15 protein-coding genes are annotated in these 16998 nt (G+C 47.0%); 7 read left to right on the forward strand and 8 right to left on the reverse strand.

Going from position 1 to position 16998, the window contains the following annotated elements; genetic code table 11:
- Positions 1–31: 31 nt before the first annotated feature.
- From B067_RS0113990 to holA, 5 genes are all read left to right on the forward strand, one after another.
- Positions 32–889, forward strand: coding sequence for an HlyC/CorC family transporter (locus B067_RS0113990; RefSeq protein ID WP_019530711.1), 858 nt, complete (start codon positions 32–34; stop codon positions 887–889).
- A 47-nt stretch (positions 890–936) separates the two neighbouring features.
- Positions 937–2442 carry an apolipoprotein N-acyltransferase gene (lnt, locus tag B067_RS0113995; protein WP_019530712.1) on the forward strand — a complete coding sequence of 502 codons (1506 nt, stop codon included), beginning with the start codon at positions 937–939 and terminating at the stop codon, positions 2440–2442.
- 134 nt (positions 2443–2576) lie between these two features.
- Positions 2577–5066 (forward strand): leucine--tRNA ligase, encoded by a 2490-nt coding sequence (gene leuS, locus B067_RS0114005; protein ID WP_019530713.1) that lies wholly within the window; start codon positions 2577–2579, stop codon positions 5064–5066.
- Between the two features lie 20 nt (positions 5067–5086).
- Complete coding sequence (locus tag B067_RS0114010; protein ID WP_019530714.1) at positions 5087–5719, forward strand: LPS-assembly lipoprotein LptE; 633 nt, start codon at positions 5087–5089, stop codon at positions 5717–5719.
- A gap of 2 nt (positions 5720–5721) precedes the next feature.
- Positions 5722–6744, forward strand: coding sequence for a DNA polymerase III subunit delta (holA, locus tag B067_RS0114015; protein ID WP_019530715.1), 1023 nt, complete (start codon positions 5722–5724; stop codon positions 6742–6744).
- 422 nt (positions 6745–7166) lie between these two features.
- On the opposite strand, the gene B067_RS0114020 is transcribed toward holA, so the two are convergent.
- The 4 genes from B067_RS0114020 to B067_RS0114035 form a co-directional block, all read right to left on the reverse strand.
- Positions 7167–7985 carry an alpha/beta fold hydrolase gene (locus B067_RS0114020; RefSeq protein ID WP_019530716.1) on the reverse strand — a complete coding sequence of 273 codons (819 nt, stop codon included), beginning with the start codon at positions 7983–7985 and terminating at the stop codon, positions 7167–7169.
- 20 nt (positions 7986–8005) lie between these two features.
- On the reverse strand, positions 8006–8539 hold the full coding sequence (locus B067_RS0114025; protein WP_019530717.1) for a protein tyrosine phosphatase family protein: 534 nt from the start codon (positions 8537–8539) through the stop codon (positions 8006–8008).
- Positions 8540–8707: 168 nt separating this feature from the next.
- Entirely contained in the window at positions 8708–9817 is a 1110-nt protein-coding gene (locus B067_RS0114030) for an OmpA family protein (RefSeq protein ID WP_051083856.1), read from the reverse strand.
- A 34-nt stretch (positions 9818–9851) separates the two neighbouring features.
- Entirely contained in the window at positions 9852–10670 is an 819-nt protein-coding gene (locus B067_RS0114035) for a mechanosensitive ion channel domain-containing protein (protein ID WP_019530719.1), read from the reverse strand.
- A gap of 273 nt (positions 10671–10943) precedes the next feature.
- On the opposite strand from B067_RS0114035, the gene B067_RS0114045 reads away from it, so the two are divergent.
- Positions 10944–12134 (forward strand): aromatic ring-hydroxylating oxygenase subunit alpha, encoded by a 1191-nt coding sequence (locus B067_RS0114045; RefSeq protein ID WP_019530721.1) that lies wholly within the window; start codon positions 10944–10946, stop codon positions 12132–12134.
- 4 nt (positions 12135–12138) lie between these two features.
- The gene (locus tag B067_RS0114050; RefSeq protein ID WP_019530722.1) at positions 12139–13533 is read left to right on the forward strand and encodes an MATE family efflux transporter; all 1395 of its coding nucleotides are present in this window, start codon (positions 12139–12141) and stop codon (positions 13531–13533) included.
- A 10-nt stretch (positions 13534–13543) separates the two neighbouring features.
- Here B067_RS0114050 and B067_RS0114055 read toward each other — a convergent pair whose 3' ends face one another.
- The 4 genes from B067_RS0114055 to B067_RS0114070 form a co-directional block, all read right to left on the reverse strand.
- Positions 13544–13939, reverse strand: a complete 396-nt coding sequence (locus tag B067_RS0114055) for a DsrE family protein (RefSeq protein ID WP_019530723.1) — start codon at positions 13937–13939, stop codon at positions 13544–13546.
- Positions 13940–14077: 138 nt separating this feature from the next.
- Positions 14078–14452, reverse strand: coding sequence for a hypothetical protein (locus B067_RS0114060; protein ID WP_019530724.1), 375 nt, complete (start codon positions 14450–14452; stop codon positions 14078–14080).
- 162 nt (positions 14453–14614) lie between these two features.
- Positions 14615–15094: a hypothetical protein gene (locus tag B067_RS20575; RefSeq protein WP_156820850.1), complete on the reverse strand. Its 480-nt coding sequence runs from the start codon at positions 15092–15094 to the stop codon at positions 14615–14617.
- 91 nt (positions 15095–15185) lie between these two features.
- A complete protein-coding gene (locus B067_RS0114070; protein WP_019530726.1) occupies positions 15186–16904 on the reverse strand; it encodes a bifunctional sulfate adenylyltransferase/adenylylsulfate kinase in 1719 nt (572 codons plus the stop codon).
- Positions 16905–16998 lie beyond the last annotated feature (94 nt).

Raw genomic sequence — 16998 nt, forward strand, 5'->3', positions numbered from 1 at the left:
TTATTAACTTACAGGAAAACAACAAAACGCCATGAGCGAAGATCGATCTAGCAACGAGCCAGAAGAAAAATCCTGGCTCGAAAAAATTGCCAATGCCTTTTCATCGGAACCCAACAGCCGTGAGGAATTACTTGAAATTCTCAAGGTTGCGGAACAAAACAAAGTCATAGACAGCGATGTCGTCAGCATTATCGACGGCGCCCTGAAAGTAGCGGATAAACAGGTACGCGAAATCATGGTACCGCGCTCACAAATGATCGTGGTTAAGGCTGAGCAATCGCTAAAAGAAACCTTGCCCAAAATGATTAAAAGCTCGCACTCGCGCTTTCCCGTTATCGGCGAAAACGTGGATGAGATATTGGGTATTTTACTGGCAAAAGATTTACTGCCACAGGTTATAGAAAACGATAACGACAACTTCGATATCACCTCACTGCTGCGCGCCGCCACCGTAGTGCCTGAAAGCAAGCGCTTAAATGTGCTGTTGCGCGAGTTTAGGGAAAATCGTAACCACATGGCCATAGTCATAGATGAATATGGCGGCGTCGCCGGCCTAGTCACTATAGAGGATGTGTTGGAAGAGATAGTCGGCGAGATCGAAGATGAAACCGATGTCGAGGCCGACGAGTATATTAAAAAACTAGCCGATAACGACTTTATCGTCAAAGCCCTCATCCCTATAGAAGACTTTAACGAGCACTTTAACAGCGACTTTAGCGATGAAGAGTTCGACACTATAGGCGGCATTATTCTGCGTAAGTTTGGCCACCTACCCAGACGTAATGAAATCACCCACCTCAATGGCTTTGAGTTTAAAATACTCAGTGCCGACAGCAGACAGGTGCATTTATTACGCATGGCTATCATAGGCGAAAGCGAACAAGCCTAATCACCTAATAATATCTAACAATACCTAACAAACAATCGTTGCTTACTATGCCCTACACCACACGCACTCAAGGCTGGCTAGGTCACCTAGCCGCCTTGCTAGCAGGCGGCCTCATCACCCTGTCATTAGCGCCTTTTAATTACTGGCCACTGGGCATAGTCAGCGCCGCGTTATTTGTATTTTTATTCCAACGGCTCACACCGAAACAGGCCGCCTGGCGCGGTTGGTGGTTTGGCTTTGGCCTGTTTGCCAGCGGTGCCTCTTGGGTGTATGTGAGCATACATGAATTTGGCTATGCCCCTGTGCCACTGGCTGTGTTTATCACTTTTTTATTCACCGGCGGCCTGGCACTCACTTGGTTGATATTCGCCTATCTCTATGTACGCTTTATACGGCCACTACCGCTGGGCAACAGCTTGGGCTATGCCGCCGTGTTTGTTTTGTGTGAATGGTTTCGCAGCTGGTTTTTAACGGGTTTCCCCTGGCTGTATCTGGGCTACGGTTATATAGACACACCACTCGCTGGCTGGGCACCTGTCACCGGAGTCTACGGTATTAGCTTTATTGTCACCCTTACCGGTGCCGCTATTGCCAACGCCCTAATGCAAAAAAACTACCGCCAACCTCTACTAATCGTCAGCGCCCTGCTATGGCTGGGCGGCTATGGCCTGCAGCAAGTCGCTTGGGTAAGCCCCGCCGATAAACCACCACTCAAAATCGCCATGGTGCAGGCCAATATTTCGCAGGCCGTGAAATGGGACCGCGACCAATACTGGCCCACCCTCAATCTCTACAACCGCATGAGCCAGCCGCTGTGGTCACAAGTCGACATAGTCATCTGGCCCGAAGCCGCCGTGCCTGGCATGTACCACAATGCCCAATCCTTTTTAGAGCATATGGCAGAGCAAGCTAATCAACACGGCAGCAGCTTGATTACCGGCATCCCCAGCTCAGCAACCATAGACGGCCAACGCCACAGCTATAACAGCATCGTTGCCTTAGGCAATGGCGAAGGCCTGTATAACAAACAACGGCTAGTGCCCTTTGGTGAATACATCCCCTTAGAGGGCCTACTGCGCGGCCTAATACAGTTTTTTAATTTACCCATGTCAGCCTTTAGCGCCGGCGATAGCCAGCAACAACCGCTGCAAGCCGCAGGCATTAGCCTAACACCACTCATTTGCTATGAGGTGGTGTATAGCGAACTGGTTAGCCACAGCGCCGGCCAAACCGATATGCTGCTAACCATTAGCAACGATGCCTGGTTTGGCGACTCCATAGGCCCACTACAACATCTAGAAATGGCCCAGATGCGCGCCCTGGAAACCGGCCGCTACCTCATCCGTAGCACCGGCAGCGGCATTAGCGCCATAGTCAATGAGCGCGGCCACATCACCGTACAGGGGCCACAATTTAAAAAAGCTGTGATACACGGCGAAGCGCAAGTCATGCAAGGGGTCACGCCTTTTGCCCGCAGCGGCTCTTGGCCCATCATCAGCCTGTGTTTAGGCCTCATCGCTAGCCTGTATTTACTAGCCCGGCAGCGGCGCTAAAGCCGAGTTTAGGCATAGCAATACATGCGCCGCCGGCTAATAGCTGCTAGAATGCGCCGCTTATTTTTAATCATTTTCAGCGATATTTATGTGCAGCACAGCCACTAGGCTGGCACTGCCCGCTAAGGCCAAACATGCAAGAACAGTATTCCCCCAAAGAGATAGAGCAACAGGCACAGCAGTACTGGGCCAGCAACAAAAGCTTTGAAGTAGACGTCGATACCAATAAAGACAAATACTACTGCCTGGCTATGTTCCCCTACCCCAGCGGCAGGCTACACATGGGCCATGTGCGCAACTACACCATTGCCGATGTCATCTCACGCTACCAACGCATGTTGGGCAAAAACGTTTTACAGCCCATGGGCTGGGATGCCTTTGGCCTGCCCGCCGAAAACGCTGCCGCCAAAAACAACACCGCCCCCGCCAAGTGGACCGATGAAAACATCGCCTATATGCGCGATCAGCTCAAGCAATTAGGTTTCGCCTACGATTGGACCCGCGAAATGGCCACCTGCAAGCCCGATTACTATCGCTGGGAGCAATGGTTCTTCACTCGCCTGTACGAAAAAGGTTTAGTGTACAAAAAAACCTCAGCCGTCAACTGGTGCCCCGTCGATGAAACCGTACTCGCTAACGAGCAAGTAATAGACGGTTGCTGCTGGCGCTGTGATACCCAGGTGGTAAAAAAAGAAATTCCCCAGTGGTTTATTAAAATCACCGAATACGCCGACCAATTGTTAGAAGATCTAGACCAGCTAGACGGTTGGCCCGAGCAAGTTAAAACTATGCAGCGCAACTGGATAGGCCGCTCGGAAGGGGTAGAAATGACTTTCGCCCTAGAAAGTGATGTCGCCGATATAAAAAGTTTTGAGGTATACACCACCCGCCCCGACACCTTAATGGGCGCAACCTATGTGAGCCTAGCGGCTGAGCACCCCATCAGCTTGGCACTAGCCAAAAACAACGCCGAATTAGCCGCCTTTGTGCAAGAGTGTAAAGTTAGCTCAGTGGCCGAAGCCGACATGGCCACCATGGATAAAAAAGGGGTGTACACCGGCATCAATGCCCTACACCCCATTACCGGTGAGCTAGTACCGGTTTGGGTAGCCAACTATGTATTAATGGATTACGGCTCAGGTGCAGTCATGGCCGTACCCGCCCACGACGAGCGCGACTTTGCCTTTGCCAATAAATACGACTTAGCGATTACTCAAGTCATCGCCAGCAACAAAAAAGACGACTCGGCTTTTGATAGCAGCGTGTGGACCGATTGGTATGCCCGCAAAGGCAATACCACCACCATCAACTCCGGTGAGTTTGATGGCCTAGACTTTGAAGCCGCCTTTGACGCCATCGCCGACAAGTTAGTGGCCCTTAAAAAAGGCAAGCGCACCACCAACTATCGCCTGCGCGATTGGGGTGTATCACGCCAGCGCTACTGGGGATCACCTATCCCCATGTTTAATTTACCCGAGGGCGGTGAAATTCCAATACCGGCCGATCGCCTACCCGCACTACTACCTACCGATGTAGTAATGGATGGCGTCAACTCTCCCCTCAAGAGCGATCCCGAATGGTGTAAAGATACTCTTGATGGCACCCCGGACGGCAAACCGGTAGAACGCGAAACTGATACCTTCGATACCTTTATGGAATCCTCTTGGTATTACGCACGCTTCACCAACCCCAATTACGAAGACGGCATGATAGACAGCGACGCCGCCAACTACTGGCTGCCAGTCGATCAATACGTAGGCGGTATAGAGCACGCAATTTTGCATTTGCTATACGCGCGCTTCTTCCACAAACTCATGCGCGACGAAGGCCTAGTGAATTGCGACGAGCCCTTTGACCGTTTGTTATGCCAGGGCATGGTGTTAAAAGACGGCACCAAAATGTCTAAGTCCAAAGGCAATACCGTAGACCCGCAGCAAATGATAGAGCAATACGGTGCCGATACCGTGCGCCTGTTTATTATGTTTGCAGCACCGCCAGAGCAATCACTGGAGTGGTCGGACTCAGCGGTAGGTGGCTCATCGAAATACCTCAACCGTTTATGGAAAATTATCCACAAGCACAGCGACAGCGGTGCAATCCCCGCATTAGACAAAAAGAACTTAAGCAGCGCACAACAAGACCTACGCCGCAAAACTCACGAGACCATAGCCAAAGTCAGCGACGACTGCGATAGACGTCTAACCTTTAACACGGCAATAGCTGCGATTATGGAACTCACCAACGACTTAAATAAGTTTCAAGATCGTGACGGCCAAGGTTTAGCCGTAGAGCGCGAAGCCATAGAAGCCATCGTGTTATTACTGTCGCCTATAGTGCCTCACATTTGCCACACCTTATGGCAAAACTTAGGCCACAGCACAGCGGTTATTGATGCACCTTGGCCTAAGGTCGATGAGAAAGCGTTGGTGCGTAGCAGCATAGAAATGGTGGTACAGATCAACGGTAAGGTACGCGCTAAAATTGAAGTAGCCGCCGACGCCAGCCAAGAAGCGGTATTAGCGTTGGCTATGGCCGATGAGCGGGTACAAACATTTCTTGAAGGCAAAGAAATTAAAATGCAAAAAGTCATACCCGGTAAACTGGTTACCATCGCTGTTAAATAATAAGCCCACAGGGAAACCTTATGCTGAAAACCACTAAACCTTATGCTGCATTCGCAATTGTATTATTCCTTAGCGCCTGTGGTTTTCAGTTGCGCGGCAACCTAGAGCTGCCCGCCGGCGCCGAACCTATTAGCATACGCTCGGCCAATAGTTATTCGCCCTTAAGCATCGCCCTAAGAAACAGCCTTAGCAGCCAACAGGTTGAAGTCGCCGATGATGCCCAGCTTGCCAGCGAGCAAGTGATTAACGCCGAAACCCTTAGCGACCAAGGCCGCTATATAGCTAAGCAAGAACAAACCCAAGGCTTTCAAATCCATATACTCACGCAGCAGCGCGAACGCCGGGTATTAAGCTTGGGCGCAGGTGCCAGCGTGGCGGAGTATCAATTAATAGAAACGGTTATCTTTGATCTGCGTAACCCCATAGGCCAAACCGTTATGGGGCCTATTACGCTTAGCGAATACAAGGCGCTGCCCAATGACCCCAACAAGGTCATTAGCAGCACCGAAGAAACCGAGCTAATACAGCAAGAAATGCTGTTGGCGCTGGCGCAAAAAATTGCTAGGCAGATTAGCCGTTTTGACTTTGCCCGCGAATTAAATAAGCTCGCTAAAAAAACCACACCCAAGCCTGCGACTAACAGCCAGCCTTAACTATGAAAATCAAAGCCGAGCAATTAGCCCAACAATTAAAAAAACAACTATTGCCCGTCTATTTACTACACGGCGATGAGCCACTGTTAATTCAGGAATGCGCTGACCATGTTCGCCGTGCCTGTAAAGCCCAAGGCTTTGGTGACCGCGACATTATTCACGTAGAAAATAATTTTACCGGCGAAGAGTTATATGCTAGTAACCAATCTATTTCCTTATTTGCCGACCGAAAAATTATTGAACTGCGCATGCCCACCGGCAAGCCCGGCACAGCAGGCTCAAAAGCGCTAGTCGATTACGTTGCCAACCCCAGCCCCGATAATGTTTTACTGATTATTTGCGGAAAAATTGAATCCGCCAGCCAGCGCAGTAAATGGTTTAAAACCGTAGAAGCCGCTGGCGCCTCAGTACAACTATGGCCTATTAATGCCCGCGACCTGCCACGCTGGATAGAACAACGCCTGCGCGCACTAGGCATGCAAGCCAATCCCGACGCCATAGAGCTATTAGCCGATAGAGTAGAGGGCAATTTACTGGCCGCCTCGCAAGAGATACACAAACTGCAACTTTATGCCGAGCAGGAAACCATCACCGTAGAGACGGTTATGGCCGCGGTAGCCGACAGCGCCCGTTATAATATTTTTGGTTTGATTGATAGCTGCCTAGAAGGCGACACCCTCAGCGCCTTAAAAATGCTGCAAGGTTTAAAGTCTGAAGGTAATCAAGTGTTCGCCATACTGCCACTATTTACCCGCGAGCTACGCAACCTTTACGCCTGCGCACAGCAAATAGGTGATGGCCACGGCATAGACAGAGTATTACAAAACCAACGTATCTGGGATAGCCGCAAGCGCATTACCAAAATAGCCCTGCAAAAACTGTCCCTGTCTCGTATAACCAGACTGATACAGCTGGCCAACGATATAGACCAATCGGCCAAAGGCATGAGCAAAGCCAATAGCTGGGATTTATTAGAACAGCTGATCACACTGATGACCGGAAGAGAGCTGGCGATAGCGCTCTAACAAGCTGTAAGCTGTAAGCTGTAAGCTGTAAGCTGTAAGCTGTAAAAAGCTTAACGTTATACCTAAACCTCGCAAGCCTTTTCTTTTCTCTTGCAGCTTGCAACTTATTTTTTAGCTCACTTTTCATTCTTTTCTGTTATCCACAATATCTGTGGATAAGTCTGTGCAGAGTCCAGTGATAAAGCTGGCGAAGGTACCAGCTATAGGCCCTTCAGCATTATGATTAAAAATGAACCCGTGTAAATAAACGCTTATTTTATAGGCTTATTTGTGTTTTTTACGCTTAAAAATCGCGCTACCAAGCGGGTTCTCAAATAGACATCGGCCAAAATTAATACACCCCCTATAACAATATTCAGGGTAATCCTTTCATCTAAAAATAACCCCGCCCCTAGCTAAGCTAACACCACAATCACCTATTGCTACTCCCCATCGTGCTCGCCCATTAAAAAACGACTAATGCGTTTAAAAGCGCGCCGATCTTGTAGATAAAATAAATGGCCGCCGCTAAATAATTGCAAATGTGACTGCGGGATTTGCTGATGCATGGCGTGTAAATTAGCCACAGGCGCTATGCCATCAAAGCGGCCGCCGCAAATTAATACTGGCATATTTAACTGTGGTAAACGTTGGTAGGTATCATGGCCTATTCTGGCTGCTAGTTGGCGCTGCCTACCTATTTCATGGTTAGGCTCTTTTTCGCCTATTGCTTTAGTGGCTAACTGATAATCGATTAAGCGCTGAAAAGTATCGGTATGGCTGAGCTGCCATGACAGGTCACGGCGAGTATCACTTAGCTCTAAGAAACGTTTAGCTCGCTCATAGGGTGGCAGAGCATCTAGGCTATGCATAGCAAAAGAGCCGCCGCCCTCACCGCCACTTGAAGTACAAGCCAACACCAAACGCTGCACCCGCTGTGGATAGCTCAGCGCAAAGTGTTGCGCCACCATGCCGCCAAAAGAAACACCCATCACCGAGCAGGACGACCACTCTAACGCCACTAATAATGCCGCTATATCATCGGCATAATCTTGCAAGCTGTAAGGATAATCAGGCTTGCCACTTTGCCCTAGGCCGCGCTGATCAAAAGCCAGAATAGTAAAGTGCTCAGCTAAAACCGAATCAAAAATATTAGGCTTGTTGCGCAAATCTGCGCCAGTGCCATTAATATAAAGCAACTTAGGACCGCTGCCTTTTATCTGGTAATAAAGGGATATATCACGTACGGAAATAAAAGGCATAGTTTAAATAATACAGTTGCTTAATGTTGAGAAAGTTTAGCTCGCACCACCGGTGTCAATCCAGTTAAACCCCAGCGCTGCCCTTCCAGTAAGGCATCCTCAATTGGTTGACCGTGCAGCTTAGCGGCTATCACCGCCATTAAGCCACCCACCCTATTGCCGCTAGCGCAATGCAATAAGCTGGCTTCGCCATCGAGTTGCGACAATAAATCCGCTAACTTTTCCGCATTCTCTACAGTAATATCGGCGGCCCCGGCAACCGGAATAGAGTGATATTGCATTCCCAAAGCAAGAACTGCGGCCTTCTCATCCCAAGTTATTTCATCGCTGGGGCGTAGATTAACAATATGCTTAATGCCCGCCCGCTGTAACAGCTGCAGTTCGTCCTGGCTGGGCTGACCGCTGCTAAATACCTGCGCATCGGGCTGGCGAATATTGCTAATCGAAGAACTGGTAATTAACGGTGCATTAAGTACAGGGACTGTATCGCTGCTATAAACAGTTAGGCTCAACGTCGCGAGTAACAAACATAATAGTGTTTTCATATATTTCATGTAAAAACTCCTTGAGATGGTGTTTAACTTATCATCCTATTTAACAGGTCATAAGAGTAACCACCATTCAACACCTTATTTATAGATCAAACAATGCTTTCTTTACCCAATAATAAAAAAGCCCGCACGAGGCGGGCTTTGATTTTAATAGGCTAAAATAACACGCTATTACTCCGTTACTTGCGCCTTAAATACTGCTACTACCCGGCGATTAGTTTTGCGGCCCTCGACAGAGGCATTGTCGGCTACTGGCTTATCTTCACCATAACCTACTGCGCTTAGACGATTGGCGGCTATACCAAACTGGCTAATCAATACATCACGTACCGATTCAGCACGACTCTGTGATAAACGCTGGTTAAAAGCGGCACCACCACTGCTATCGGTGTGGCCTTCAATAACCGCGGTTACCGATGCGTATTTACGCATAAAGGCCGCTGCTTTTTCGACTTCAGGCATAAAGTTGTTGGTCAGTTGTGCCGAGCTGCTGGCAAAAGAAACCTTTAAGGCTATGGTTTCAGTGCGAGTCAATTTTTCGGCACAGCCTTTAGCATCAACTTTAGCGCCTGCAGCCGTATTAGGGCATTGATCCTTAGAGTTAACCACCCCATCTCTATCAGAATCTAGCTCACAACCGTTGCTGCCTACCGCTACACCCATAGGGCTATTAGGGCATTGATCTTGGCTGTCGATAACGCCATCTTTATCGGCATCGACTACAGTCGCTTTTGCAGCCATTGGCTTAGCAGCAGCTTTACCTAGGGCATAGCTTAAGCCAACGGTTAACAAACCGTCGTTTTCACTATGGTCCAAGGCGTGAACCAGACGGTAGTCAATTTTTGTAGACCAGCGGTCACTAAAAGCATAGCGAAAACCGGGGCCAAAAGTCGCTGTAGTTTCATCATTTTTATCTGATAAGTCGTAGTCATACTCTTGGTGGCCCAAACCTAAAGCCAAGTAAGGTGAAAACTTTTTATTACCTAAGGCATTTAAGTAATACATCCCCTCCAACAGTAAATGCTTCATGTCAGCATCATTGCCCGGAGCGCCTTCGCTATCCATGGAACCCTGCAGGTATTTTAATTCAGTACCCCACGACTCGTTATATTGATACTCCAGACCCAGGCCATAGACTACATCTTCATTTAGCTTTCTTTCGTTATCGGGCTTTTGGTGACCTACCATAGGGTTGATATACCACTGGCCGCTATGGTCGTCAGCAAGAGCAATATTGCCTATAGACAGGGCAATAGCTGTAACTAATGTTGTTTTCATCATAATAAACTCCAAATTTTATTGATAAGCTTTACTATTAGCTTACTTCTTTGTGTAAGTGCACATCCATTTGTGGATAAGGTATACCTATACCCTCTTCATCAAATCGCAACTTAATTTTTTCAGTGATATCAAACTTCGTTGGCCAGTAATCAGCTGAGTTAACCCAGGGGCGTACTACAAAGTTAACCGAAGATTCACCTAACTCAGATACTGCAATGGTCACCGCAGGCTCAGCTAACACCCGCTCATCCGCGTCCACAATTTCATTAAGTACTTCTTTAGCTCTACGGATATCGGCATCATAGGATATACCTACAATTAAATCGATACGCCTAGTAGCCTCTGTGGAGAAATTGGTAATAGGCCCGCCCATAATACGCGAATTTGGCACTGTAATGATTTTATTATCACCCGTTTTTAAAATAGTGCTAAAAATACTGATGTTTTTTACCGACCCCATAACGCCACCGGCATCGATGAAATCGCCCAGTTTAATGGGGCGAAACAATATAATAAGTACACCTGAGGCAAAATTTGCCAGCGAGCCCTGCAAGGCCAAACCCACAGCTAAACCTGCCGCACCAACAATGGCGACAAATGATGCCGTTTGTATGCCTATTTGCCCTAGCGCAGCAATCACCACAAAAGCTAGCAGCAGGCCATTGATTAAATTAGCAGCAAAAATACTAATGGTGCTATCCACACCACTTTTTACCATTGAGCCTTTCACGGCGCTTGCAATGTATTTAGCGATGATTTTACCGACTATAAATATAACAACAGCCAACGCTAGCTTTACGCCATACTCCATAACCACAGGCATATAATCGTCTATATATTTTTGTATTTCCATAATTGTATCCTCGAGTTATTTATATTAATACCACAGCACATCAAACCTCTCTAGCAGCACCGCTCTGGCCGTAACAATAGTCTGGCTATTCTACGACCAACCTCCCCACCAAAACAACACAGTAGCAGACTATTCTACAGGTTTAAAATAGGGTTAAGTCAAAGCTAAGTCATTTAAAAAATTAAATAAAATAAATATTACGCCGATAGTAGTAACAACAACAAAAACACCTAAAAATGCCGCAGGCACGGCCTGCGCCATAAGGATGATGAAATGGACTTCAATGCGGAGTTACAACGTTGCCTATTACCCCTAGGTGAGGCCTATTCCCTACCCGCTCACACCTATACAGACGAATCATTTTTTTACTGGGAAAAACGCTCCAGCTTTGAAGAGCAATGGTTTTGCCTAGGACTGGCTAAAGAGATACCTAATTGCGGCGATTATGTTTTAAAAGATATTTATGATCATAAACTTATTCTACTGCGTGATGAACAACAGCAGCTGAGAGCCTATAGCCGTATTTGCCGCCACCGCGCCATGGACATGGCTGCCTGCCCCACGCTGGCTAAAAAAAACAGCAAGTCCGATATCTCCGCAGACAAGGGTAATATCGAGAAGATAACCTGCCCCTTCCATCGCTGGTCTTACGAGATTAACAACGGTCAACTAAACCATACCCCTCATGCTCAGCTTAGCACTCAACACAAAAAATCCAGCTTGCCAGAGTATAGGCTACATGAGTGGCAGGGCTTTGTTTTTATTAATATCAATGGTCAAGCCGGTGCATTCTCCACGCAACTACAAGCTCTGGAGAAACAATTATCACAAGCCGATATTAGCCGCTACGCCATACACCAGAGCAGCGCAAAAACCAGCAACCAAGGTAATTGGAAATTGGCCATGGAAATTGCCATGGAATCCTATCATCACATAGGCGCACATTTTAATAGCTTTCAAAAAATATCTCGCGCCAGTAGCACCTATGTAGATCATGGTAACCAGCGTTATGCGGCACTAATCAACCCCTACTGCAAAAACATTGACCGCAGTCATGGGCCGATTAAGCTAGATTTATTTCCCCCCTCTAGCATAGAGCAGCACTATCAAGGCTTTGTTTACTACGCACTATTCCCCAACCTGCTTATAGGCACTATGGGTGGTTTTTTCGACATTAATATTATTTACCCTACGGACAAAGATAGCCATAGGGTTGAAGCCTTCCTACTAGTCCCTGAAGGCGAAGACGACAACCCAGACATAGACACGATTTTTCAACAATTTAACATTATCGAACAAGAAGACCAGGCACTAATGCAGGCGTGGATAAAAGGCCTAACATCCGCGCAAGCACCACAGGGCCCGCTAACAAAACTGGAAAAAGCCAACTGGTTATTTTACCAATATCTACTCTCCAGCTTAGTGGTCAATAAAAACACTAATAGCCGCATGCAGGAGGCCTAAGAGCATGCGCTTTGCCCTCTACAAAAAAGAACTCTTTAAACTACTGCAACTAGCCATACCCATGGCTGTAGCTGAAGCCGCCGCTATAGGCATGGCCTTTACCGATGCGCTATTTTCCGCCCACGCTAGCCTAGATGACTTAGCAGGGGTCTCTTTAGGTGCTGCTTTTTGGAGCCCCTTAATCGTCTTTAATTTTGGCGCCTTAATTATTATTGCCACCTACGCAGCTAGGCATATAGGTGGCCAGCAAACCAAACAACTAGACAAAATTTTACAAAACGGCTTATATCTAGCCGCTTGTTGGGGTTTATTACTGAGTCTAGTTATTTTTTCTGCACATTACCTAGTGCCCTATTTTTCATTAACCCCAAAAGCACAACAGGTAGCCAGTGCTTATATAACATGGCTGGCACCCGCCATGTTTTTTTGGGCCTTATTCACCAGCTTAACCTTATTTTCTGAAGGTATTGCTAAGCCCAACTTAGCAATGATTATTGCTGTTATAGGGTTAGGATTTAACGCCTTAGCCAATTATTTCCTGGTCTTTGGATTTTGGATCATCCCCGCGCAAGGCGGTGTGGGTTGTGCCTATGCCACCTTACTAACATCTATAGTCATGCTGAGCTGTTTTTTACTATTAATTAAACACCCCAGCTTTAGCCCTTACAAGTTATTGCGATGTCGCCAGCGTTTTAACTACCACGAAATAAAATCGCTAATGCTAAAAGGCCTGCCCGTAGGCATAGGCGCCATGTCGGAAAATCTTATCTTTGTGTCAGTAGCATTAATATTGGCCACAAATAGCACAGAAGCGGTGGCCGCCAATCAAATGGCAAGAACCTTATATGAAGTAATTTTTGTTTTAATATTTTCACTATCACAGGCCATTACCATACGCACCGCTACCGCTATAGGCGCAAACAACCGGCAACAAATTCAACTATCGATAACCACAGGTATCTACAGCACTTTAACCATAGCGCTAGTTCTAGCGCTCAGTTTATACGCAGGCTCAGAATTTATTATAAGTATTTTTACCCAAGACAGCGCCACCACCGCTATTGCTCACAGCATTATGATAGCCAGTGCGTTCTTACTACTACCGGATAGTTTTCAGTATGTGATGCTGGCCATTATGCGTGCCTACCATGACATAAAAGTCCCCTATCTTTTATTTACTGGCTGCGGCTGGCTGATAGGTTTACCACTGGGTTTAAGCTTTTGTTACGGATATTATTTAACCCCTAGCCCCATGGGGCCTGTGGGCTTATGGTATGGCATATTAATAGGGCTTGCTGTAGCCAGCTTCACGCTGTGGCTACGCTTTAAACTACATACACAAAACATGGCTGGACCAAGCGAGCACATACAGGAAAAAACATCTGAGCTTATGGTGTGAACGCTCAGCCTTAAATTTTTATATATAAATAACCCTGCTGCTGCTGCAGTAGCAACAATTCTCTTACCCCTCCGTCTTCCAACAGCCCCACCCCCTTAATAAGACTATCCTTTGGCAGACTATTTTTTAATATTGAATTATTACAACCACCGACAGCTACACCTCTACTCATTAAATTTTTAATCTGTCTATTATAAGAGCTGCTATTAATCAACTTTAAAATAGCGGAGCCATGCACCACCACTTTAATATCGGCATCAGGGTCTGTTTGCAGTAGTTCATCGACACTTGCTAGCAACATACCCATCTTTTCCCTTTCATTAATATGATAAACCACTTTAAACGGTTCAGCGAAAGCAGTGTTAGCCATTAAAACTAGCAACAGATATAAAACCACTCGTTTCATATTCCTCCCTCATCCTTAGGTTGTTCCATAGAAAAACTATTGCAACTGCTATTCAGTGTAGCGTTTATCTATAATTTTGCGCCTGCCGTTATGTAGCTATATAGCTTATGGCTAAGGATTGGGATGTAAGAAGAGGGTTTAAGGAATAAACTCAGGGAATAATAACGGCCAAGCCCGCTCGGGCCCCACCAACAGGCTTAAACCATTGATTACCGGCGGCCGGCAAGGTTGAGCATCAAGCTCTGCTGCTAGCGCATACAGCGGTGGCGACAAATACACGACTACATCACAGTGCAAGCGCCCCTCTGACTCATGACGCATAAAAATAGCTCTATCGTTAGGGCCGTCGGCAGCTTTATAGTCTGCTATAAACAAATCTTCGATTTCAGCAAGATCAGGATTAGCTAACAACGGGTCACCTAGGTTTTTAGAAACCAGCTGTTCATAGCTTGCTAAGCCTTTATACGTTGGAAGATGTAAGTTTGGGTACTTAGCAGTACTCTTATTCAGCATTAACAGAGAATAAGCCTAAATATTTAGGTATTAACCGTCATGGCTGGCCTGCGTTTACCCTCTACAACCGCTAAACACAGTCGCCAAAAACATTCAGGCTCTATTTACAGGTTCCCAGCAACTCATTAAAGCTTATCACCTAAGCCTGAGGGCAATATAAACTTACTGGCCATCTTGAGCAGGGGCAGTCTCGTCGCTTTCCCAAACCTGCCACCATTTTTTGCGATTTTGGCGCGCTTCCTTACCTTTTTCAGAACCTTTATCCGCTTCTTTTTGAACCTGCTCGGCTTTATCGCTCATGTTTTTATTTTTTTCTTTGTGCTTGGCTTTTTTTTCATCCATGTTGTCGTCCATATCATCGACCTTGTCTTCTGCGTCGTCCTTATCTTTCATGGCCTTTTCTTTGGCTTTTTTGGCTTTCTTATCTTGTTTACGCTTTTCTTTTTTAAGCTTGTCTTTTTTCTCGTCCATCTCGTCTTCTAGTTCATCGGCATCATCACCTTTGGCTTGCATAGCCGCTTTATGGGTTTCTTTCTGCTCGGCGGTGGGTTTGCCTTTGCCTGCCCATTCGGGTTTGTCGGCAAAAGCAGGGAAGGTAATTAAAAGACTTAACACGCTTATTAGTAATGTTATTTTCATCATAGTTTCTCTTTTATGTTTGTTAGCGTTAAAGAACATCCATTCACGACGACCAGCAAATGATGCACTAGCAACAGTGTAGCAAAGCTTATGCTTAAATCACGCCTATGGATTCTAAACGCGCCATAACCATCTCAATAGCCTCCGCCATTTCATGCTGTGAGGTATCTATACGCATTTCTGGATTTTCTGGTTCTTGATAAGGGTCATCTATGCCGGTAAAGCCTTTAACCTTGCCTGCTCTAGCCATGGCATATAAACCCTTGCGGTCACGACCTTCACACACCTCTATGGGAGTGGATACATGTATCTCTATAAAGGTACCTACACCTGCAATCAGGTTACGCACGCTACGCCGCCCTGCTAGGTAAGGCGCGATGGGGGCGCATATAGCCACACCACCATTTCGGGTAATTTCACTAGCAACATACCCTATGCGCTGTATATTCAGCTCACGGTGTTCCTTAGAAAAGCTTAATTCACTAGAGAGGTTTTTACGCACCACATCACCATCTAGCAAGGTGACATGACGGCCACCGCGTTCGCGCAAACGTACCATTAAGCCATTGGCCAAGGTAGATTTACCTGAGCCAGACAGGCCGGTAAAAAACACGGTAAAACCCTGTTTGGAGCGAGGCGGCATGGTGTGCTGTAATTCTTCTACTATTTCAGGAAAAGCAAACCAGTCAGGCACGTCATCACCACGCTTCAATATTTCACGCAGCTCGGATCCCGAAATATAAAGACCTTCTTCACCCGGCAATAACTGCCCCTGTTCACAAAATTCCTCACGCCCTTGCGCATAGAGCAAAAAAGGCGCGGGCAACACTTTGATGTTCAACTCATCTTGAAAAGACAACACCAATTGTTGTGAAGCTTCGGGGGCATAAAACGCGCAGCCTTCATCATTTAAACCAGGGCCGGAGTGATCGTGGCCTACCACAAAATGACTAAAGCCGTAATTTTGTCGAATAATGGCCTGCCATAAGGCCTCTCTAGGGCCTGCCATACGCATACCCAAGGGCACTAAGCTTAATTGTGCGGAACTTGCGGGATAGCGCTTTAACACTTTTTCGTAGCAACGCACCCGGCAGTAATGATCAAGGTCACCGGGTTTGGTCATGCCCACGGCAGTATGGATAACAAAATTGGCGTTGTTTTCGGCCATTAGGCGCTTAGTCATAATGACGTGGGCGCGGTGCATGGGGTTGCGGGTTTGCAGAGCAATAACATTGTTCCAGCCCCAGCTGGCAAATTTTGCACGTAGGGAGGCGGGGCTGTCACGGTATTGTTTAAAGTCGTAATACAGTGGTGGTGTCACCCCCACTAAACGGCCACCTAGATAGTAGCCACCAGCTTCGGCATTGAGATAATGCACTCCAGGGTGACAGTCTTTGCTGCTGCCAAAAACAGCCTCAGCTTCGCGGGCTTTATCAGGCCGCCAGCAATCACTAACCGTCATATTGGCAATTACCACCCCCTCGGCGTCGCGCAGAGTAATGGTTTGGCCGCTAGCGATTTGCTCGGCAAAACTGGCTGAAACATCTAAGGTGATGGGCATGGGCCATAGCGTGCCATCGGCCAGACGCATATTGTCTAGTACCGTGTTGTAATCGGCCTCGCCCATAAAACCCTCTAAAGGCGAGAAGGCACCATTAAGTAATAACTCTATATCGCACATTTGGCGCTTCGTTAAATCCCAAGACAGGTTGTGTTTAGCCTGTTCTTTGGCGGCCGCTAAAGCGTCATCCTGGACGTAAAGATCGATTAATTGATCACCGTGAGCCCGGCCTGCTGATATAACTTCACTCATATATTACCCTTCTTCTTAGAGTGGCCAATTCTACGGATTTTAAAATTAAATGCAGCCACCACAGCGATAAAAACTTTCCCTCACTTTCCCCCCT

Source organism: Dasania marina DSM 21967, from assembly GCF_000373485.1.
Classification (GTDB): Bacteria; Pseudomonadota; Gammaproteobacteria; order Pseudomonadales; family Dasaniaceae; genus Dasania; species Dasania marina.